Annotated in this window: 16 protein-coding genes; 13 read left to right on the forward strand and 3 right to left on the reverse strand. The window is 51.7% G+C overall.

Annotation, left to right across the window (positions count from 1 at the left end; genetic code table 11):
- Positions 1-123 precede the first annotated feature (123 nt).
- The 4 genes from FDX22_RS16285 (at position 124) to FDX22_RS16300 (ending at position 4,248) form a co-directional block, all read left to right on the forward strand.
- Complete coding sequence (locus FDX22_RS16285) at positions 124-756, forward strand: LysE family transporter (RefSeq protein WP_115259329.1); 633 nt, start codon at positions 124-126, stop codon at positions 754-756.
- A 91-nt stretch (positions 757-847) separates the two neighbouring features.
- Positions 848-2,236 (forward strand): diguanylate cyclase, encoded by a 1,389-nt coding sequence (locus FDX22_RS16290; protein ID WP_146717470.1) that lies wholly within the window; start codon positions 848-850, stop codon positions 2,234-2,236.
- Positions 2,237-2,454: 218 nt separating this feature from the next.
- Positions 2,455-3,546, forward strand: coding sequence for a 4Fe-4S binding protein (locus tag FDX22_RS16295; RefSeq protein WP_137362778.1), 1,092 nt, complete (start codon positions 2,455-2,457; stop codon positions 3,544-3,546).
- 192 nt (positions 3,547-3,738) lie between these two features.
- Positions 3,739-4,248, forward strand: a complete 510-nt coding sequence (locus tag FDX22_RS16300) for a hypothetical protein (RefSeq protein WP_115259990.1) — start codon at positions 3,739-3,741, stop codon at positions 4,246-4,248.
- Between the two features lie 127 nt (positions 4,249-4,375).
- Here FDX22_RS16300 and foxA read toward each other — a convergent pair whose 3' ends face one another.
- From foxA to FDX22_RS16315, 3 genes are all read right to left on the reverse strand, one after another.
- Positions 4,376-6,484 carry a ferrioxamine B receptor FoxA gene (gene foxA / locus FDX22_RS16305; RefSeq protein WP_117342072.1) on the reverse strand — a complete coding sequence of 703 codons (2,109 nt, stop codon included), beginning with the start codon at positions 6,482-6,484 and terminating at the stop codon, positions 4,376-4,378.
- A 121-nt stretch (positions 6,485-6,605) separates the two neighbouring features.
- On the reverse strand, positions 6,606-7,589 hold the full coding sequence (locus tag FDX22_RS16310; protein ID WP_146717471.1) for a helix-turn-helix transcriptional regulator: 984 nt from the start codon (positions 7,587-7,589) through the stop codon (positions 6,606-6,608).
- Between the two features lie 200 nt (positions 7,590-7,789).
- Positions 7,790-8,353: a DJ-1/PfpI family protein gene (locus tag FDX22_RS16315; RefSeq protein ID WP_181219028.1), complete on the reverse strand. Its 564-nt coding sequence runs from the start codon at positions 8,351-8,353 to the stop codon at positions 7,790-7,792.
- A 921-nt stretch (positions 8,354-9,274) separates the two neighbouring features.
- Here FDX22_RS16315 and FDX22_RS16320 point away from each other — a divergent pair.
- From FDX22_RS16320 to FDX22_RS16360, 9 genes are all read left to right on the forward strand, one after another.
- Positions 9,275-10,012, forward strand: coding sequence for a glycine zipper domain-containing protein (locus FDX22_RS16320; RefSeq protein WP_146717473.1), 738 nt, complete (start codon positions 9,275-9,277; stop codon positions 10,010-10,012).
- Between the two features lie 89 nt (positions 10,013-10,101).
- Positions 10,102-10,584, forward strand: a complete 483-nt coding sequence (locus FDX22_RS16325) for a hypothetical protein (RefSeq protein ID WP_117342070.1) — start codon at positions 10,102-10,104, stop codon at positions 10,582-10,584.
- Between the two features lie 128 nt (positions 10,585-10,712).
- The gene (locus tag FDX22_RS16330) at positions 10,713-11,843 is read left to right on the forward strand and encodes a tellurite resistance domain protein (RefSeq protein ID WP_137399583.1); all 1,131 of its coding nucleotides are present in this window, start codon (positions 10,713-10,715) and stop codon (positions 11,841-11,843) included.
- A 50-nt stretch (positions 11,844-11,893) separates the two neighbouring features.
- Positions 11,894-13,366: an SrfA family protein gene (locus FDX22_RS16335; RefSeq protein ID WP_117342068.1), complete on the forward strand. Its 1,473-nt coding sequence runs from the start codon at positions 11,894-11,896 to the stop codon at positions 13,364-13,366.
- Positions 13,367-13,383: 17 nt separating this feature from the next.
- Positions 13,384-16,452 (forward strand): virulence factor SrfB, encoded by a 3,069-nt coding sequence (locus tag FDX22_RS16340; protein WP_146717474.1) that lies wholly within the window; start codon positions 13,384-13,386, stop codon positions 16,450-16,452.
- A complete protein-coding gene (locus tag FDX22_RS16345) occupies positions 16,452-19,166 on the forward strand; it encodes a virulence factor SrfC family protein (RefSeq protein ID WP_146717475.1) in 2,715 nt (904 codons plus the stop codon). Before FDX22_RS16340 ends, FDX22_RS16345 begins: the two co-directional genes overlap by 1 nt.
- Positions 19,160-20,167: a hypothetical protein gene (locus FDX22_RS16350; protein ID WP_249414504.1), complete on the forward strand. Its 1,008-nt coding sequence runs from the start codon at positions 19,160-19,162 to the stop codon at positions 20,165-20,167. The genes FDX22_RS16345 and FDX22_RS16350 overlap by 7 nt, the downstream gene beginning before the upstream one ends.
- Positions 20,164-22,125 (forward strand): vWA domain-containing protein, encoded by a 1,962-nt coding sequence (locus tag FDX22_RS16355; RefSeq protein ID WP_146717476.1) that lies wholly within the window; start codon positions 20,164-20,166, stop codon positions 22,123-22,125. Before FDX22_RS16350 ends, FDX22_RS16355 begins: the two co-directional genes overlap by 4 nt.
- A complete protein-coding gene (locus FDX22_RS16360; protein ID WP_135912502.1) occupies positions 22,125-22,850 on the forward strand; it encodes an ABC transporter ATP-binding protein in 726 nt (241 codons plus the stop codon). The genes FDX22_RS16355 and FDX22_RS16360 overlap by 1 nt, the downstream gene beginning before the upstream one ends.
- Positions 22,851-22,866: the final 16 nt, after the last annotated feature.

Here is a 22,866-nt window from a genome sequence, read left to right on the forward strand (position 1 = left end):
CAGTGTGAGTAAATCCTCAGAAAAATGTACGCTGAAAACGTAGAGTAGCTGACGACGCAGAATAGTCTTAATCCAGACTGCGCATCACATACCCCTCTATTCTCACTGATGGAATCGTTGTTTATGGAACCTCTACACGCCGTCGTACTGACCGTCAGTTTGTTCGTGTTAACCTTTTTTAATCCCGGTGCAAATCTGTTCGTGGTGGTGCAAACCAGTCTGGCATCGGGACGCCGGGCGGGCGTGATGACCGGTCTGGGGGTGGCGCTAGGCGATGCGTTCTATTCTGGCCTCGGGTTGTTTGGCATGGCGACACTTATCACCCAGTGTGAAGGCGTATTCTCACTGATTAAAATTGTCGGCGGCGCGTATTTACTGTGGTTCGCGTGGAACAGCATTCGACATCAGGCGACACCACAAATGCCAACGTTACAGCAGCCGATTTCTGCACCCTGGTACGTCTTCTTCCGGCGCGGGCTGTTAACGGATTTATCCAATCCACAAACCGTGCTGTTTTTTATTAGTATTTTCTCGGTCACGCTGAGTGCAGACACGCCGACATGGGCAAGGATGATGGCGTGGGCGGGGATTGTGTTGTCTTCCGTTATCTGGCGTATTTTTCTCAGTCAGGCGTTTTCTTTACCTGCAGTTCGCCGCGCATATGGGCGGATCCACCGGATTGCCAGTCGGGTGATTGGTGCCATTATCGGAGCCTTCGCCCTGAGGCTGATTTACGAAGGCATCACCCATCGTTAACGCACCTGAAACACAGTTTCGCTTGACCATCGTGACGTAATTGTCCGTAATACCGCCTGGATTTTTAAACGTATTTTTGAGTGGCTGTGAGATGGAACAGGTTGCCCCCGCAAACGACACATTACTACTGACTGAATGGCAGGCGCTGCTGCGCCAGACGTCTCCTGACGTCCATACGATCCTGACTTCGTTAAGCGATGAGGAGATCCGCCATTTAGTGACCGTGTTTTATGACTACATGCTCTCCCATGCCGAGAGCGCATTGTTCCTGAATACTGAACAAGTCAGCACGCGGCTCAGCGGCAGCATGTTTAACTGGCTGCGCAGCGTGCTGGGTAGCGCGCAGGAAGACCTCTCACAGTTGCTGCTCAAACAACGCGAAATCGGCGTGGTGCATGCGCGTATCGGCCTGCCCATCGATCTGGTCAATCGCGGCGCGCGCAAGCTGAAAGATGAGTTGTATCGGGTGCTGAAAAAGAAAGCAGACTACCCGCCTCACCTGTTGAGTGACGCTATCTGCTTTAGCAGCCTGGCAATGGATACCGCACTGGAGGCGATGACCGTCTCCTATTCGCCAAGCTATCAAAACTCCCTGAACACGCAAGAACAGTATCGCCTGCAAACGATTTATGACGACGTCAACGTCGAGCGCGAGCGGCAAATCCGCTCGTTTACCGACTGGGAAAATCAGTTTATCTACAACATTGCCACCGGATTACCCGTTGGGGAACTGGTCTTTCTGGCAAACTCCGATTTTGGTATGTGGTTCTCCCATAAGGGAAAACATATATTCGGTAACAGCAATCTGCTTGCCGAAATGGAATCTGTGATTGCAGAAATTGATAACCGTCTGACCCAGACACTGTTGAATCTACAGCAACCTGCAGAAGCCGTACGGATGAGTTTATTACAGGATGTCCGCCAGCTGTCGGCAAAAATCCATTACCTTCTGGCCTCGATGTTTGAAGCGCTGGTCAAACAGGAAAACGGTAAAGACTCGCTGACCCAACTGCTTAACCGCCGCTTTATTCCAACCATTATGCGGCGCGAAATTTCGCTGGCATTACATGCGCGCAAGCCGTTCACCCTGGCCATGTTAGATATTGATTACTTCAAACAAATCAACGACAGCTATGGGCATAACGCCGGCGACATGGCGCTGAAAAGCGTGGCGGCGGTGATTTATGAGCATATCCGCAGCAGCGACTACGTTTTCCGCTACGGCGGTGAAGAGTTTATGATCCTGCTGGTCGAGTCAGAGGTTTCACAGGCCAGTATTATTCTGGAAACCCTGCGTAAAAAGATTGCCGACCTGCGCATGGCGGCCTCGGCGACGGAATCCTTCTCGATTACCGTCAGTATCGGTATCGCCGAATATGACTACCATCCGGACTACAAACAGTTGGTGGATAAAGCCGACCGCGCACTGTATCTGGCAAAAAGCCGTGGCCGTAACCGCGTCGAAACCTATCAGGAATAACTTTTCCCTTTCCGCAGAAATAAATACCCCCTTCAGGGTATTTATCTGACCCGTGTTAATACTCGTGCTGTTATTTTTAATAGGGCTTTTGCCTGACGCAAAAATAACAGCCGCCGAATAAGATGCAAATCAAATACATGATATCTTTATCGCGTTAGCATATCCCGGTGATGCGTCCTCCTGAATGCGGGAAGGAAACGATGAGGGATAATAAAATCATGAACGGGAATAAGAGAACACGCTGGCAGCGCCGTCCAGGCACCACCGGAGGAAAACTGCCATGGAATGACTGGCGGAATGCCAGCACCTGGCGAAGAGCCACCCAGTTTCTTCTGCTGGCGATTAATATCTATATTGGCGTGACCTTTTATTACTGGGTCCGCTATTTTGAGACCGGCGGCACCAGCGTGTATATTCCCAGACCGGGAGGGATTGAAGGGTGGCTGCCTATCGCCGGGCTGATGAACATCAGGTATACGCTGGAAACCGGATACCTTCCGCCGATCCACGCCGCCTCCATGCTGCTGCTCGTCGCGTTTATTCTGATAAGCCTGCTGTTAAAAAAATCATTCTGCTCGTGGCTCTGTCCGGTGGGGACGCTGTCAGAGTTGATTGGCAATCTGGGTAAAAAACTCGTTGGCCGCCATTTCACACTGCCGCGCTGGCTGGATCTGCCGCTGCTGAGCCTGAAATATCTGCTGCTGAGCTTCTTTCTGTATATTGCCCTGTCGATGCCCGCGCAGGGGATCCAGTACTTTTTGATGTCGGCCTACGGCATGATTATCGACGTCAAGATGCTCGATTTCTTCCGCCATATTGGCACAGCGACGCTGGTTTTCGTGGCGATTATCAGCATCATGAGCCTGTTTATTCGTAACGCCTGGTGTCGCTATTTATGCCCGTATGGTGCCCTGCTCGGCCTCTTCTCCCTGCTCTCTCCATTTAAAATCCGGCGTAATGCAGACAGCTGCATCGACTGCGGAAAATGCGCGAAGAACTGCCCGTCAAACATTCCGGTGGACAAGCTTATTCAGGTCCGCACCGTTGAATGTACCGGCTGCATGACCTGCGTTGAATCATGCCCGGTCGCCTCAACGTTGACGTTTTCACTGCAGAGACCGACCGGCAACGCTGCACCTAAACCGTGGTGGCAACGCGTCGCTTTACCTGGATGGGGAATGACGCTACTGCTGCTCGGTATTCTATTTGCCGTCATTGGCTATGCGATGTATGCCAACGTCTGGCAGACGCCGGTACCGGAGCATATGTATTTCCAACTGATACCGAAGGCCAGAATGATCGGGCATTAACGTTTACCGCCTTGCAGACCATCAAACACCCTGCCAATTCTGGCAGGGTTTCCGCCTTTTCGACCATTTTAAGATTAATGAACTTGTGCCATCGGCGTCCCGTTTATACAACCTTAAATAGCCTCTGGAATAATTCTATTTTTATTTCATGTTCGGCAATAAGGGACCTCAATAATGCGCGGGAATAAAACCATGACTAAAATGAAACTGGCACTGTTATTACCTCTTTTTCTGGCTGGCTGTTCAATGAGCGACGGGGAGTTAAGAAACGCCTACGCTCAGCATTATCAGCAGCCGACGGCTTATGTTGAGGTCTATAAGCAAAAAATAGCCAGTATGGACATTAATGCACTGGCGCAATATGCCGCCACAGAAGATAAGAAGAAAATGCGCGGACAGCCGCGGCTGAAAATAGACAACTTCATTACCATTGAGAACGTACAGGCGAAGGGAAATCGGGTGGTATACGATTACTCGTTGTCAGAAAGCTGGCAGGCGTTACCCGCCGATAAGCAGCGTGAGAAGCAAACTAATATGAACAGGGATTTGATTTATCGTACCTGCTCGCTGGAAACAGTGCGTCTGGCACAGGCGAAAGGGCTGGAAGAGGAGCATAACTACTACAGCCAGTACCCGGACAAGCTCGCCTTTACCCTGAGAACCAGCGCCCAGATTTGTATCCAGAACGGCTTTACGCAATAACCGGTCTGGTCATCAACGGGCCATCAATGCCTGATGGCGCTTCGCTTATCAGGCCTACATGAGTGTGCACCCCGTAGGCCGGATAAGGCGCCAGCGCCGCCATCCGGCTAAAAACCGATGGTTAACATCAGAATTTCCACGACACGCTGCCAACGATACTGCGCTCCGCACCGAAGTAGCAATACGAGAGCGAGTTACAGGCCGCCACGTAGCGTTTATCGGTCAGGTTGTTGACGTTCAGTTGCGCACTTAAACCCTTAATCCCAATATTCGTTAAGTCGTAGCCTACCGCCATATCCACCAACGTGTACGACGGCAGAGTATGGGTATTCAGGCGATCGCTGGTGATCCCGTTGACGTAGCGCACGCCAGATCCCAGCGTCAGGCCGTCCAGCGGACCACTTTTCACATCGTAGCTCAACCAGGTGCTGGCCTGATTACGCGGGGCGTACACCGCACGCTTACCCTGCTCCTCCGGACTGCTCTTCTTGTAGCGAATGTCGGTATAGGTGTATGCCGCCTGCAGGCGGAAGCTCTCCGTCAGTTGGCTGATCGCCTCCAGCTCGACCCCTTGCGATTCAATTTCGCCAATTGAGCGGTACGGGTCGGTCGGTTCTTCTTTGGTGGCGATATTGGTCTGATTGATACGGAATACCGATGCGCTAAACTGGCTGTTCAGCCCCTCCGGCTCATACTTCAACCCGGCTTCCCACTGCTTGCCTTTCATTGGCTCCAACAGGTTGCCGTTTTCGTCGGCAAAGCTGGTCGGTGTGAACGCGGTGGAGTAACTGATGTACGGCGCAAAACCGTTATCGAACAGATAGAGCAGCGCGGCACGAGTGCTGAAGTTGTTTTTATCCAGATCGCTGCGGGTATCGTTTATCTTATCAATGTTCGACACGCTGACCTGATCGTAACGGCCACCGAGCGTAATGCGCCAGCGATCCCATGACATCTGATCCTGCAAATAGTAGCCCGTCTGGCGCAGCTTGTGTTTTTCACGCGCGTACATGTTGATGTAATCCGGCTTCGCGCCGTACACCGGGTTAAAGGCGTCAATCGGCGGGAAAGCACCGTAATAGCCGGTGGTGTTGTTGCTGCGACTCTGATAGTCAATGCCCACCAGCAGGCGGTGGTTCACCTGCCAGGTATCCACGCTGCCGTCGAGTTGGTTATCCAGCGTAATGGCCGACATATTCTCATCGGAGCCGGAATAGCCGCGGTTGAGTTCAGTGTCATTCAGCCAGCCCGCCGCATACACCTGATTAAGTTCAACATCGGTATGCAGATAGCGCAGCTTTTGTCGTACCGACCAACCGTTGTCGAACATGTGCTCGATGTTGTAGCCCACCATGTTCTCGCGACGATCGTATTTGTCGTAGTCATCCTCACCTTCAAAGAAGGTATTGGAAATCTTTTGCCCGTCGTGCGGCACCACGGTGCCATCATATGGCAGACCCGAGTGGCTGCCACCTTCCGGATCGCGGTGCAGGTAGGCCATCAGGTCGAGACGCGTCTGGTCGGTGATACGCCAGGTCAGGCTGGGCATCAGCGCGTAGCGTTCTTCCTTCAGCGGACCAAACTGCGAGTCCGCATAGCGCGTCATCCCGCTCAGACGCGCCGCCACGCGATCGTTATCGTCCAGTGCGCCGGTGACGTCAAAGGCGGCGCCACGCTGGTTGTTATTGCCGGCAAACAGCTTCACTTCGCCCCCCGCATCAAACGACGGTTTACGTGAGGTCAGCGCCACAATGCCACCCGGTGAAGAACGGCCATACAGCACCGAAGCCGGACCGCGCACCACTTCAATATTGTCGAGGAACCACGGATCGACCACCAGTGAGCTGTGCGAGTTGGTATCGCCCATCATCTTCAGGCCATCGAGATAGACGTTATCGAGGCTGCCGTCGGAGAAACCGCGCAGCACAATATAGTCAAAGCGGTTAGAGGCACCAATCTGATTGCTGTACACCCCTGGCGTGTAGCTGACGGCCTGGCGCACGCTGGTGGCTCCCTGCTCTTCAAACTGTTCACGAGTAATGATGGACACCGACTGCGGGGTTTCAATATCCGGCGTGGCAAGCTTGGTGGCGCCGCTCTGCATTTGCGAGGTGACCACCACCGTATCGTTTTTTGTTGTTTCCTGCGCCAGCAGAGGAAAAGCCACGCTGCCGGTCACCCATCCCACCAGCAGCGCCAACCGAGTCTTCGCGAACATGAACATCTCCCAAGGCATTTCTAATTGTAAATGAGAATTATTGCGCTTTTTATACCAGAGATAGCTATGCCGGATGCCAGGTTACGTATGCGCAGCGCCAAAATGCGATTCAGACGCGCGCATAAAACGGAGAAATGGATTAGCAAGGTTTGAGGATATCGCCAGGCGAGAAACCGTAGCGGCGACGAAAGGCGGTCGAAAAGTTGGTGGCGTGCTGGTAGCCCGACATCCATGCCGCCTGCTGTACGCTGTACCCTTCTAATAAATACCCCCGCGCCCGTTCCAGACGGCAGTCGCGCAGGTAGTCAAATACGGAGCAGCCATACGCCGCACGAAACTTGCTGCGCAGGCTACTGGGGCTCATCGCCGCACGCTGGGCCAGTTCGCTGAGGGAGTAGTCATTTTCCGGCGTCTGTTCCAGCAAACGACGCACAATCTCGAGGCGTTGCTGTTCGCCGCTGGCAGCCTGGCGTCTGCTGCTCTCCACCTGACAGACGCTGAGACCGTGGCCGAACAGTTGCAAAATAAGCCCTTCCAGCATCAGCTGGCGGGATACATTACTGAGCGTGCTCTGCTGGGCGTACTGTAATCCACTGAGCAAAAAGCCCGGCACTTGCCAGATAAGCGTTGGCGTCTGGCATCTTTCCCATTCAACCATTAACGACTCCAGCAACCCCGTGCGCCACGCGCCGTCCGGATACAGTCCCAACGATAACGTTCGCAGCTTGCAGTCCGCAGGGTGACGGGCGCTCATGGTCTGATGTTCGCTGAGGCGAGAACTAAACGCCATGCCGGAACGCACCACATGCTGCTGCCCATTGAGAGTCAATGTCACACAACCTTCGAGCACCACCAGCATATACAGGGGAGTGCTGTGGCGGGAGGTAGTTTCGTAGGGTTGCAGCACCTGCACATCGGAGTGGGTAACACACATCCCGCAGGGCAGCGTCATTTCTTCGACTTTGCCCTGTAGCACGGGGCTGGCATGGGGGAAATCCAGCTGTTGCGAAAGCTGCGGAAAGCGGTAATCAATGCCGTAACGCTCACCAAAATCCATAAACTCACTGACGGAGAAGGTTCGTGCCAGCCGTGCGGCTGTATTTTGGCCGGTGGTGTTGTTCATACAGTTTTCTGCACAGGGAATGGGGTTCGCTATTTCGGGTTGGTGGCAACATTACCATTACCTACAGAATGCAACAATAATAATGAGAATTATTATCAATAATAATCTTAAAGATAAGGCTGAGAGATACCGCTAAGGTTGACCGCCCTACCGTCGGTATAGCCGAAGCGGTTATACCGACGTGCAGATTTACCGGTCAGTTACTTCATTAATACATCAACAAATTTGGCCAGCCATTCAGGATGTGCAGGCCATGCCGGTGCGGTGACCAGATTGCCGTCAACGTGAGCCTGGTCAATGCCGATATCCGCGTAATGCCCGCCACTCAGGCGAATTTCAGGCGCGCAGGCTGGATAGGCGCTACAGGTGCGGTTTTCTAACACGCCGGCCGCGGCTAACAGCTGTGGACCATGACAGACGGCGGCAATCGGTTTGCCCGCCGCGTTGAAGTCCTGAACCAGTTGAATAACATCCGGGTTCAGCCGGAGATACTCCGGGGCGCGTCCACCGGGGATCAGCAGCGCGTCATAATCGGCCGCCCGCGCGTCAGCAAAATTAGCATTCAGGGTAAAACGATGTCCGGGTTTTTCGCTGTAGGTCTGCGCCCCGTCAAAATCATGAATGGCGGTCTGAACATAGTCCCCTTCACGTTTATCCGGGCAGACGGCGTCCACGCGGTGACCTAACATTTTCAGCGCCTGAAAAGGCACCATCGTTTCATAATCTTCGACATAATCTCCGACCAGCATCAGTATTTTTTTCATCAATGTCCCCGCCCATAGCGATTAAGTGCAGAAATAACGGCCCTTTTTACTATAGTTCACGCGCTATACGTTTTCGGGATATCTTACGCGTCACGACGAACTCAGCCAGCTGATGCACGGCAAACTTACCCCTAAATATTTAACCATGACGCTATTTTCCATTCTGGTTAACACCAACGAATAGCTGGGGAATAATCATAAAAAAGCGCGGTTAAAGTATACTTTCATTATTCGAAAGAGATACTAACGAAAAATGAAAGCTGACAATATTTGGCGAAAAAAATGATAATTAAAAGCTACTCAGAGCAGAACCACGAATAAATCCATAATTAATATGAGTTAAGTAAAGATAATCGTTAAGTTCAGACTAACGACCATAGCTTAAAAGGTGAAAAAACAACCTGCAGATGCAGTTATAGCAACTACCAATCTTAAGGGCTATTTTGTTATTGACTAAAATCAATCTTCGTGATCAATAACTTAGTGCCATCTACCCCCGTCACATCGCGTTAAGTTGAATTCACATCACGAATAAATAAGGTATAATCGAGCCACGCATTTTATGCTTCGTAAGCACAAATCGTGTTCTGTCGACCTTACCGCTGGGCATTTTATGACGATTTATGCCGTATGTGTCGTCAACAAAACACGTTACAAGCACATAGCAAAATGATATAAAAAACGAATAACTCGCATTATAAGAAAAAAATAATTCACATACGTAACCGTTACTTCCCCGCTAATAGTAACAGCGCGGAATTAATCCATTACTTATTATTTTGCAGACCAGCCAGGTAACTGTTATTCACTTTATAAAAATGCAGAAATCCACTCTGCCCATATAAAAACATTTCTTATACGAAATTTATTTACCACACAGCCTTTTATCGTTGCTTAATTCTTGTTTTAAGGAAAAAAATAGTGAACGCATTTAACCGAAATTCTGCATGCCTTCTGGTCTCCGCAACCTTGCTGCTCAGCGGCTGCGCCAATACGGGAAGCTCTTTGTTGTCAGGGACAAAACCGGATCCCCGCCTGACAACCACTGAACAATCCAAGTTCTTTAGCGCATCCGGTGCACAGGGTTGTGGTGTTGGTGCAGTATCCGGTGCTGCTCTCGGTGCCCTGGTGGGGGCACTCGCAGGTGATACTAAGCAAGCGCTTGCAGGCGCTGCGATCGGGGGCGCTGCAGGATGTGCAGCCGGTATGACTGCAAACTACTATCTTGATGGTCTGAAAAAAGATTATGCCTCAACCTCCGATCGTCTGCAGGCCATGGATACGGACATCAGCAAAGACACTGCGGCAGTAGAAAAATCGACTCTCGCCATGAAACAAGTTATCAGCGAAAACCAGGCGACCTTAACCAAAATTAGCATTCAAAAAGATAAAGCAGGGTTTGATAAAGCGGGTGCTAAAACCCAGCTCGCGCAAATCGATGCCAACATCAGCAAGATGAAAGACACGATGAAAGGCATGAAGGAAAAAGACGCTGCCTACAAAGTTGCTCTGCAGGGACAAACAACCACAACCCCTGCCGATAAAAATAAACTGGCGACGTTGAATAAAGAATATTCTGGTTTAAACAGCAAGATCAATGACCTGGAAAAAGAAACAAACGAGCTGTACGAACAGCGTCAGGCTATCTCTCTGGGCTAACAACTTTAGGCCGATAACCTTATCGGCCTTTTTTAAGACGGCGTTACTGTGTAAGCCGTCGTTACTTGACTCTATTTATGGACTCTTCGATGAGAAAATACCTACTTCTCGCCTCTCTCGTCCTAACCGGTTGTGCCACATCACCGCAGGACTGCGACTTACATGCACAGGATCCGAGTTTTATAACCAAACTGAGCTGCGCCACCTCTGGTGGTTATCGCCAGCAGGTTGATCAGAAAGAACAGCAAGTTCGGCTCAGCCAATATGAAAATGAATCGGCGAAGCAGCAGCAGGCTTATACCCAAAACAGACAGCAAAACGTCAATAAAACGTTAGCAGATGAACAAGCAAGGTTGGACGCCGTTCGTTCAGACCTGTCGCAGACCCTCGCACAACTGAAATCAAGCAAACTGAAGAGCAGTGAAAGCCAGAAAGAAATACGACAACTTCAGGATCTACAGCGACAATCTCAGCACGCCAGCAGCGCCAGCGAAATTGCAGAAATTGAAAAGAAAGTCGCAGAAGCCAAGCAGAAAATCAAAATCCTTGAGGAAGCAAACACGCTTCGCTAAAGGTGCGATAAAAGTGGCACCTGTTACGTGGCCACTTTTTCTGCCCGCTGACGATAACAGCCCTGGCGTGCTGATATGCGATTGTTCGCATAACACGCAAATAATCCACAATAACAATGATTTTGGTTATGCAACGATTAACAACTGCTGCGCCTATTGATGAAGCGACTCTGAAAATTTATGAGGAGACGGTTGCTATCATACACCGTCACCTGCCTCCGTCTTTGGCACTACTCTATGCCACCGCTCGCCGTAGCTCAGATGGCTACCTCGAATGGTGGACTGAGCGCCAGGGGCTGGCAAAACCTTTTTCAGCACTGAGTGAGACGGAACAACTCTTCGTTCAGGGTAAACGTCAACAGTACCAGGATATCCTGAAGAGTTTAATCGACCAACTGGTTACCCGCGGTGAAGAACACTCAGCGCAGGCGTTGCAAACGCTGTTAACGCATTCACACGACCTCGACTGTTACAGCGTGGGCGGTGAACCCGTGTTAATCAACTGGGCCATTGTCAATAATGTGGCTCCGGTTCCCGTCGTGGTTGTTCCCTGGTGGCGACGCTTTCTTCCGTGGCTTTTACTTTTGCTGGTACTGTTGCTGATTGCCTTAGCCTGGTGGTGGTCTAAAAAGATCCCTGCCGAGCCACCTCTCCCCGCCCACCACGAGGCCGCCGTTGCCACGCCAGTCAGTACGGAATTAACCCAGGCTAACCCCAGTATTAACCTGGAAAAACGTAAAGATTTCGGGCGTATCAAAATTAACCTGACCTGGCAACAAGGTAATCACAAAGAGCCAATCGATCTCGATATCGCCGCCTTTATCCGTTTTAAAAACGGCAAGATAAGTGGTGCCGAAGCCCTGAGTAAATTCCTCGGGGATTATGACAAACCCCCTTATCTGTTACTGCAAAAAGATCTGCGCGAAGGTAACGACCAGGATGGTGAGTGGCTCTTCATTAACGGTAGCCACTGGCAGGAGATTGATGAAGTCCTGGTTTATAGCTTCATTTATGGCGGCGCTGATAACTGGCAAGGAACGAATGCCACTATCACTATCTATGTCCCCAATCAGCCACCGATTAAATCCACGCTAACGGATAGCAATCAGATCAATAACGTTGCGGCAATCGCCAGACTTAAAAACGTCGATGGCAATATCAAAGTTGAACGGCTTGACCGTTTCTATCCCGACCGGAAGTCGCTGGATAAGCACTATGGCTGGGGTTTTGAATGGACGCCTGGCGCAAGCAAAAATTAGCCTGCATCACAGTGGCTCTTGTTAAATCACAGCCTTAAAAGGTTTAGATAATGCGAAATTCGATTCAGGGACCACTGCTGCGTTCCGGGCATAACTCCTCATTTAAGGCGCTGGGTGAAACCGGCTACCCGGTTTTCAAGATGGCCTTCCAGTTACGCGAAGCTATCTATCGCCTTGATGCCGGACGCGATCTGGCCCGACATTTGGCGATTCCACAAAACGATCAGGGTGGAGACCGAACCGACTGGTACAGCAGCTTCCCTGGCGATGTTATTCCATGGAGCGGTGCAAGCGAGGCAGAGCGAGAATCAGCACGCCAACAGTTTACTGCGTTTCAAATGGCGGTGCAGTCACTCAGCGAACAGTTGCTTAACGCAGAGCAAAGTGGAACCGGCGGCGACCGCCGCGTCTTTGCCCAACTTCTGAAATCCGTGGTGAATTTCCCCGATTACGATTTTGTTTATCTCGTTAATGGGATCCTCGTGATCACCTTTTGGGGATTTGTTCACTCTGAAGGTGAACAGCGCAATCCGATGCATTGGCTGAGCCCGTCATCAGTACCTGCAACATCCCTCGCGGCCACAACGCCACTGGCGCAAGCTGACACTATCGTGACTCCGGCGATCGCGCCTGTTGTCGAAACCGTAGGTCGAACCCGACGCTGGAGTTGGCGTTGGCTACTATGGTTGCTGCTGGCGTTACTGTTGTTAGCGCTGTTATTAGGGTTGCTGCGCGGATGCGTACCTTCTCTTTCGCTCCCCGGCCTCCCCACTTTTTCCTCGGATAAAACTGCCGTCGTGACGGATCCTGTGGCCGAACGGCCATCGGTAAATACCTCAGGCGTAGTCACTCAGGTTTCCCGGGCAACGACAGATACCGTCGTCGGAACGCGTGCCGTCCCCGGCGTCACGGAAAGGGCTGCTGTAGGTGAGCATCAAACTCTGGAATCAACTCCATCAACCCGCCCGTCAGACATACCAACTACAGAGGTAGGCAGTGACGCCAAGCTCCCGCAGCCTGTCGCCAACGACACAGCCGTTGGCCAGCCATCAGCTCAGGTTCCTCCTGCCGTACCCGACGCGGTAGATGCCCAAACGCTGCCTGCTGTTGAACCCGTCACCACACCACCGGCTATTCCAGCACAGGGTGAACCGTTGACGCTCCCTGCCACCCTCCCCAATGGTCCGGCGCAGTTTCTCAACGGTGAATGGCGCGTGAACGGTGGTATTCAGGACAAACTTTCCGGGCGTCCTCTGCAGTTGCAATACAACTTTGCCCAAGGCAATGGCACTGTCAGCGTCCGCCAATCTAACGGCGTAACCTGCAGCGGCCCGGCCAGCGGCAATGTGCAACAGGGCGCCCTTAGCATTACCAATCCAGAGCAAATGAAATGTAGCGACGGTTCAAACTTTATTGTGCCGACAATCGAGTGCAAATCCCCGGCAGCTGGCCACGCCGATTGTCTTGGCAGCAATAATGGGGAAAAAACGTTCCCTATTCGCATGCTTCAACCTAATTCCTGAACAGGGACGAGATAACTATGTTACCTGAGATTGTATCTTTCGATCGTCAAATTACCCTGGTGGGCGACTCCGGGATCCAGTTTATGGATTTTGGTTTATCCCTTGGTCGCTTACCTGCTGGCGAGTTTGTCAAACTCGCGAACGGTGTCCTGACCCGTTTAATCTATAACGAACAGCGCGACTATTATTTCTATCAGCCGACCCCCGAGAATATTGAAAAGGCAAAAAGCCAGTATGATATTCCCGTGGAGCAAAGCCTTAAGTTGTTTGACGGTGTCTGGCTACCGCTTCCCCTGCTTCGTTTTAGCCCGCCCAATGTGTACCAGGAAGGGCCTCTGAACTGGGCGCGTTTTCGTCTAGTCAAACTGGCTGAGCCGGATATGGATGGGCATAGTCATCGCATGACATTGGCTATCGACACGCGCGTAATGGCTAAACAGCAAGCTGCCGCCGATCTTAGCCCAAACCAGGAAGATGTGAATGCAGGGGCGACCTTTGCCGTCGCAACGGCCACCTATGCCCTCAACTGGTACCTCACACAGGAGTGGATAACAGATTGGCTCAAGGAAGTGTTTAAAGAGGCAAGCAAAGGCCGGGACATTGATGAGCGTGAACAAGAGCTTGCGCAACAATATCCCCTGGCGCATTACCTCAACCTTCTTTCTTTGATGGCTATTCCGGTAGAAGGTCTGCAAAGCCAGACCGCTCCAGTCATTGAATTGCCGCAGTTCAGGGTGATTGCCAATCGGGAAACCAACGCCATCAAGCCTATTGCGGTCGATCTGATCCTGGACGTCGGCAATTCACGTACCTGCGGTATTCTTATTGAGGACCATGGCCAATCTGGTTCAGGCATGAGGCAAAACTATGTCCTCAAACTCCGCGATCTCAGCGCGCCGGAGCATGTATATATTGATCCCTTTGAAAGTAGGGTCGAATTTTCACAAGCCTTCTTTGGCAAAGATCACTGCTCAGTGCGCAGTGGTCGCCACGACGCATTTCAATGGCCGACTATTGCCCGTATTGGCGGCGAAGCCAGTCGCTTAGCTGCGCGTCGGAAAGGTAGCGAAGGATCAACCGGATTATCCAGCCCTAAACGTTATCTTTGGGATGAGAAATTTTATGGTCAGGGCTGGCGTTTTAATGGCAGCTACGTGCAGGACAGCAACCCCTTAGCGACTGCTGCGCCATTTGCCAACCTCATTGATGAAAGAGGCGAGGCGCTGCACACTATTGAAGATGAGATGGATCGCATCCCTGTCTTTACGCCGCGCTACTCACGTAGCTCGCTGATGACCTTCATGCTCGCCGAAGTGTTAACCCAGGCTATCAGCCAGATCAACAGCCCAGAGCAGCGGATCCGTCAGGGGCATGCGGGGATCCCACGCCAGCTACGTCATATTATTCTCACTGTGCCACCCGGTATGCCAATGGCTGAACGCTGCGTGCTTGATGAGCGGATGCGTCAGGCGGTTGGCCTGGTCTGGAAATCACTGCGCTGGCACAACGGAGAGAACGATCCGTATGAGGACGAGCAAGAGGAACACAGTCAGAGCAATATCAAGATCCCTCTGCCCAAAATCAGGGTTGAATGGGATGAAGCTTCCTGCGCTCAACTGGTGTATCTCTATACCGAGATTAATCAGAATTTTGCCGGTCATCCGGAAGAATTTTTCGATGCCATTGGCCGGCCTGACCGCACCGATCGTGAAAGCATAACCATTGCCTCTATCGATATTGGCGGCGGTACCACAGACCTGGTAATCACCGATTACCATCTCGACCGAAATGGCCTTTTCGGTGGCGGCGCCAACGCGCATATCATCCCCCACCAACGTTTCCGCGACAGCTTTAAGATCGCCGGCGATGACATTCTGCTGGATGTTATTCAGTCTTATGTCCTCCCTGCGTTTGAACAGACGCTACGGGAAGCGGGTGTGATGTCCGTTGAAACACTGATGTCTCAACTGTGTGGTTCCCAGAATATTAGCGCTGCTGAAGCTGTTCTTCGCCAGCAACTCAGCTTGCAACTGTTCGTCCCACTCGCGCTGCATATCCTGGGTGAATACGAGCAATACGATCCGCTGGATGAACAAACACACACCCTGATTAATCAGCGTGTCGGCGAGCTGCTACCGACTGGCTGTATTCGAGATGAAGTTGAGGGGTTTGTCCGCCGTGAAGTCCAAAAAGCCGGGGGGCCAACCGATTTCAAATTGGCGGATATTTTGCTTAATCTTCCGCTAACCAAACTGCATAGCGATCTCTGCTCCGGTAAATTCAACATCGATAAAGTGCTTACCGCATTATGTGAAGTACTGTCTTGTTATCATTGCGATCTACTGCTGCTGACCGGTCGCCCTTCTCAGCTACCGGGGATTCAGGCGATAATTCGCCGCAATCTTCCGCTCCCCCCAGGACGTATTTTACCGTTACATGGTTATCAGACCGGAACTTGGTATCCGTTCCATAAAAACGGTCATATTGACGATCCAAAAAGCACAGCTTCCGTCGGTGCTATGCTGACGCAGTTGTGCGCAAACCACAGTATCCCGAACTTCCATTTCCGAACCTCGGCGCTGAAACCCTACTCCACCATTCGTCATATCGGCACAATTGATATGGACAACCTGATCCGTGACGCCGATATCGTTTACCGCCACATAGAATCGGAGAATGGGCAGATCAAACTCCCGGCAATCACCGATGAAAACGGCGAGAAAACCACGCAAAGTATCATTATGCGCGGCGATCTGCGTCTGGGTTATCGCCAACTGGATGCCGAACGCTGGGCGGCGGCACCACTCTACACCCTCCGTTTTAGCGAAGAGGGGCGTAAGAAATTCTCCGCGGCAACCTCTACGGACAGCGGCTCTCCATACCTTAAAGTCAGATTGACTATCGACAAGGGAAACCGGGCGCGCCAGCTCGGTTTGATTAGCGATCGCCTGACGATCGCCGATGTCAGCAGCAACACCGATAAGTCCTTTAGCAAACGTGATTTAGACCTGGAACTCAATACCATGCCGGATACCGGGCTTATTGATAGCCGACACTGGCTCGATAGCGGGAGTGTTAAAAAATAATGAATAGCGAGCAAAAATCTCTCACCCAGGGTTGGGCAGCTATCGCTCAAGGTTGTCTTGACGCGCTCGGTTGGGTCGATAACGTACGCCCCGGATCACGTCGTCTGGACAACGAAGCCGACAAACTCAGTCTGGCTTTACTGCGCACACGTAATCTGGCAAATAGTCTGACTCAAGTTGCCAGAACGCCGATGACCGTTGGTTTTTTCGGTATTTCTCAAGCCGGAAAATCGTATCTCATTTCAGCGTTGGCGGCGGGCAGTAACGGTTCGCTGGAAGCAATGTACGGCGAGCAGCGCGTCGATTTTATCAAAGAGGTTAACCCGGTAGGCGGCGGTAAGGAGGCCACCGGGTTAGTCACCCGCTTTACCCGTCAGGCTCCGGCCGCCCCCGCCGGTTACCCGGTGCCGCTGCGCTTGTTCAGTGAAATTGACCTGGCTAAGATTCTGGCAAATGCCTGGTTCAACGATTTTAACCATGAACAATTGAGCTATCAGCTCGATCAAAGTCGGATTGAAGAGCGCCTGCGCCCTTTCCTTCAGCGTACCGTACAAAACCAAGGGTATAACGGCGTTAGCCAGGAAGATGTCGTTGCCCTGTGGGACTACCTTAACGCCTCGTTTAAAAAGTCGGTTGAGAAACTTGAACACGCTTATTGGCCGCAGGTACTGAAAATCGCCCCAGCATTAAGCCCAACTGAACGTGCGGAGCTTTTTTCCCTGCTGTGGGGAGAGCAACCAGCCCTCACTGAAACCTATCGTTCATTAGCCAACGTGCTGGCAAAGCTAAATCATGCCCGGATGGTGTTTGCCCCTCTGGAAACGCTTACCGACCACAGCAGTGGCAGCATCATGAATGTAGACAGCCTTAACCGGCTGGGTTCCAGTCAGGATCGTAACGTCGAGATCCGTTACTGGAAAGAAGATCAACAAATCGGCAGTGCCAGCTTATCTCAGGCTGAGCTGGCGGCATTAACCACCGAGCTTATTTTTCCCTTAGCGGAAGTCGAGGACAACAGCGTCGTGGAACAAGTCGATCTGCTCGACTTTCCTGGCTATCGCGGTCGTCTCAAGATTACTGCCCTCGAACAAGCCGGTAGAGACGGACTTAACGCGATTTCACAGCTACTGCTTCGCGGAAAAGTGGCCTACTTATTTGAGCGTTACACCGATAACCAAGAGATGAATGCCCTTGTGGTATGCGCCAGCTCAGCCAAACAGAGTGACGTTGCCGATGTTGGGCCAGTATTGAACCGATGGGTAGAAAAAACACAGGGTAAGAGCGCCGAAGAACGCGGGCTCAGCAAACCAGGACTCTTCTGGGCAATCACCATGTGTGATATGCGTATCAACAACAGTCTGCAACATACGGAAAATCAGTTAAAAGAAGGCTGGGAAGGCATGCTGCATATGACCCTGCTGGAGCGTTTTTCGCAATACGAATGGCTTCAACAGTGGGCGCCGAATCAGCCATTCAATAACTGCTTTCTGGTACGCAAACCTGGGCTCGATAACCCCTTCCTGAAACTGGAAGGTGAAGCTGGTCAGGAACGGCTCAACGAAGTGGAAATTGCCGATCGCTATCGTAGCGTGCTTGATACCATGGGCAATACTTTCGTCTGCGGTAAAAACGTGAATACCCACGTTGCTGAGCCAAGAACAGCCTGGCAAGCCATGCTCGAACTCAACGATGGCGGAATGTCGCGTTTGACGAAGGCGCTGCGAGGGGTCGCTCATCTTGACTTCAAACTAAAGCGTTTACAGCAACAACTTCTGCAGTGCCGTCTGGAAACCGGCGATCGGCACCTCGGCCGCTGGTACGAAAAAGATGGTGACGGGCAGATCGTGAAAAAACAGGCTATTGCTAAAGAATTATGGCAAGGGCTGTCTGCATGTTCCCACAGCATGGGGGAGATGATCGATCGATTGGATCTGCCCACCCGCGAACTCAATAACATCTACCTGAGTATTCGTGAGCACGATCAGGAGCCACTAACAGACGGCGAAAACCAAGCTTCAAACGCCTTCGCTGCGAATCCATTTGGCGGTAACCCGTTTGCCGATAATCCTTTTGCCAGCGATCCTTTCGCGACCCCCCCGGTTGAAGCGACAGCTGTCGAAGCCCCTTCCTCCTCATCGCCAGAACGAGTCGGTCAGGATGATGATTTCGCTCATCAGATCTTTAAAGCCTGGGTTGCACACCTGAGAGAACTGTCTCAACAGACATCACCGTGGCGTCAACTCGGCATGAGCACTGAACTGATTAATCAACTCAGTGAAGAACTGATCACCGCCGCCACGCGTTTGGATCTTGAAGGCTCATTGAAGCGTGCCCTTGCAGGACAAGAGCAGGCGGGGACTCGTCGTGAACATCTGATGGCACGCCAGGTTTTACGCGCCCATCTGACAATACGGGATTTTATCGCCTGGTTTGGCTATCTCACTTTACCGCCAGAAAAAGTTCCCAACAGCTATGTTGGTGAGAAAAACAAAGTGTTTTTACGCCAGGCACCGCTCGCTAACGATGAGTTGCCTCAGCTCTCCGCCGTCGCGCCACAGCCAGGCGTCTCCTATCTGGGAGACTGGCTTTCCGCATTAATGAGCGTCGTGCTGGACAACGCAGGTCATAGCGCCACGCGGGATATTTCCTTCGAACATAATCGACAACTTGGCCAGATTATCAGCCAATTGAAACAAGAGAACATGCCATGCTAGCCAAAATCATCGCCTGCCAACCCGCAGAGCCAGGCGCTGCACAATTGATGGTCCGCCTGCGCGGCGATAATGCACTACTCGCTAATTTGACCTTTATTCTTTGCAATAATGAGCAGAACTATCTGCAGCCCGATGGCAGCTGGAGTCCGGCACAGCATTGGTTTACCGTAAACGGCGGTTACCCACTGGCTAACGGCAGCGGTTTTCGTATTGGCTCAACCTTGCTTGACCCGCTGCTGGCAACCGCAAGCCAGGTGCAAATTCAGATCAAACTGGCATCTGGGGAAACACGTAACACTACGCTGCAGTTGGTGCGTGATGAACTCCTCTCCTCAGAAGCACGAGGTGAGACGGGGAGCTACAGCGGCAGCAGCTTGCTGGCTACCCCAGAAGCGCCCGCCGCGCCGGTCTCAGTGGCAGAAACCGTGGCTGAATCAGAACCGGAACCCGTTGCGCCGATAATGCATGCCGAGGAGAGGCCGCAGCAGAAATCGACCTCATCACGCCTTCCCTTAATTGGCGCAGCAGCGCTGGCCCTGGTGGTCATTGCTGGCGCACTTTGGTGGTTCTTAGGGCGGGATAAAGCGCCGGACGTTGTTCCTGCTGTTCAGGCGCAGCAAGAAACGCCTGCCGCCGCGCCGCAGACGCCTGCACATAACGGTTGCTCAGAGGAAAGCTTAAACACCCTTAACGAGCTTGATTTTGTTCAAAGCTGCGTACAGGAAAAACTCGACAGCGACAAACTACTGGCCATTATTCAGACGGCAAAAGAGGCGAAGAAATGTGGGGTTGCGCAACGCCTGTACGCGAACCGTGCACAAGGGGGAGACACCAAAATCGCACTCGCCTATGCCAGTGAATACGATCCTAAAGGCCACCAGCCAAGTGAATGCTTCAAAGAAGCGGATAAAGATACCGCGGCCTATTGGTACGAAACCGTATTGCAAACAGAACCTAACAACCAAACGGCCAAGCAACGCCTTGAGGAGTTAGGAAAATGACCTGGAATACCCTTAGCCGTCTGGCCCTGCCTTTATGTGGTCTGGTACTCAGCGGGCATGTTTTTGCCGCTGATGCCGAGAAACCGCTGCTTCAGGAAGGGAAAAAAACGTTGTATCAGCGTGTTCTCACCACACCAGGCTGTAAACTCGCGGAAACTGCAGGTGATGATAAAGGACAGATACAACCCGCCTTTAGCAGCCTGTACGTTTATAAAAAGGAAGATGCGAAGGGTCAAAGTTGGCTCAAAGTCGGACCTGACAGCTACGGTAAAACCATCGGCTGGTTACCAACGTCATGCACCGTCGACTGGAAAATGCAGCTAACGCTGGCATTCACCAACCCAGCGAACCGCGATCGCTTACTCTTTTTCAAAGAGAAAAAAAGTCTCGATGATATTCTCTCGGCCCCTGACCCGGTCTCATTGGTCGCCCCACTGCGTGCCAAATTGAAACGGGACGGCCATGCTGACGGCATTCAGGCGCAAGAACCTGAATATTTTGTCGATCTGCAAAAGCAGTTCTATCTGCTGCCTATCCTGAGCGGTGAAGAGGTCATGACCGAAGATGGCTTCTACACACGTCTGCTTAACGTCGCCTCTGTTAGCAAAGTCGACGCAGAACCAAAACAAGAAGATAGCGTCAACCAACTGAAAGGCTTTAACGCCTCGGTGGTCTTCGTCATTGACTCAACCATTTCAATGGGGCCTTACATCGAGCGCACCAAAGAAGCGGTTAATAAGATCTATGACAAGATCAAACAAGAACACCTTGATGGTCAGGTCAAGTTTGGTCTGGTCTCATATCGTTCGAACACCAAAGCCGTACCGGGACTTGAGTACCGTACAAAAATTTACGCTGATCCTAACCATGTCAAAGATGGCGCAGATTTCCTGAAAAAGGTAGCCGATCTTAAAGAGGCAAAGGTTTCCAGTTCCTTGTACGACGAGGATGCCTATTCCGGCGTACTGTCAGCCATTGATGATATTGACTGGAGCCCATTCGGCGCACGTTACATGGTTCTGATTACCGATGCAGGTGCCATTGACGGCAGCAATAAGCTTTCAGGTTCTGGCCTTGATGCCAGCCAGCTTCGTCTTGAGGCCGGTAACCGCGGTATCGCTATTTACACCTTGCACCTGAAAACATCGGGCGGTAAAGATAACCATGCCAAAGCGGAGAGCCAATATCGCGATCTCTCCAACTTTGATAGCACCCATTCCAATCTTTACCAGGCCGTCAATGCCGGTGATATCAAGACATTCGGCCAACAAGTTGACGCCCTTGCTTCCGCCATTACTGAGCAGGTTAAGTCGGCTTATATGGGGGATGCTGCAATTGGTAGCGCCCTGTATGCGAAGGAAGATGGAAAGAAACTGACGCCGGAACAAAAGCTACTTCAGGACACCGCGTTGATTGGGCATGCCATGCAATTAGCCTATCTCGGTAAACGCAACAGCACCCAAGCACCGTTAGTTTTCCAGGCCTGGATCAGCGATCGCGATCTGATTAAACAAAATATTCCCACCACCGATGTGCGTGTTCTTCTGACCAAGGGGCAGCTTAGCGATTTAAGCGATGCTATCGGCCAGATCCTAAAAGCGGCAAATGAGGGGATGATCTCGCCGACCAAGATGTTTGAACAACTGCGTACCGTTGCTGCAACGATGGGTACAGATCCAAATCAACTGAAGCAGCAGGATAATGCCCGCATTGGCGATCTTGGCGTACTCGGAGAATACCTGACCGACCTTCCTTACAAGAGCGATGTCCTGAACCTCGACGAAGAGACATGGAAAAGCTGGGATGGACTGTCGCAGGAGAAGTTTATCCGCACACTGTCGTCCAAACTACGCCATTACCAAAAATACAATGCCGACGTTGATCGCTGGGTCGAACTGGCGAAAGGAAGCGATCCGCGCGATCGTGTTTATCCTATCCCGTTGGAAATGATGCCCTGATGCTGCACATTGAAGAGCTGTGCGTTATTCGAGGTCAGGGAAGCCAGGCACATCGGGTTTATCTGCCGCAGCTCACGCTGCAGCCCGGTCAGGTGGTCGCGGTAACCGGGGAAAGTGGATGTGGAAAAAGTACCTTACTGGAATCCATTGGGTTACTGTTGCAGCCCAGCCATATTGGCCGCTTCGAGCTTACCGACAACGCGCAGAAATGTGATATTGCAACGCTACTGAACGGCGAACGACATAGCGAGCTAGCGGACATTCGTGCCCGCCAGCTCGGTTTTGTACTGCAAAATGGCGGTCTTCTTCCCTATCTGAGCGTTAAAGATAACATTCTCCTGCCCTGTCAGTTATTGGATATCGCACCTGATAAATCCATGCTGAACAGGGTGCTTGACGCACTAAAACTCTCGCCATTGTTAGCTAAATATCCAACCCAACTTTCATTTGGTGAAAGACAGAGAACGGCATTTGCTCGCGCCATATTACACCGCCCTGGGCTAGTACTTGCCGATGAACCAACTGCGGCACTCGACCCTCACAATGCACAGAATCTGTTTAGTCTGTTTATTGAATTAGTCCGCCAGGAAAGCATGATGGCGCTGGTTGTTTGCCATGACTGGCCGCTGGTGCAACATTTCGATTTACCCTGTTTAACCGCCCAGTCAGAACCTTTAACAGCATCGTCGACACATGAGCAGGGAGGAACCTACTTTGTCTTTTAACCGAGCCAGACTAGTA

Origin of the sequence: Citrobacter sp. TBCS-14, from assembly GCF_005280805.1 — a bacterium.
Lineage (GTDB): Bacteria > Pseudomonadota > Gammaproteobacteria > Enterobacterales > Enterobacteriaceae > Citrobacter > Citrobacter gillenii.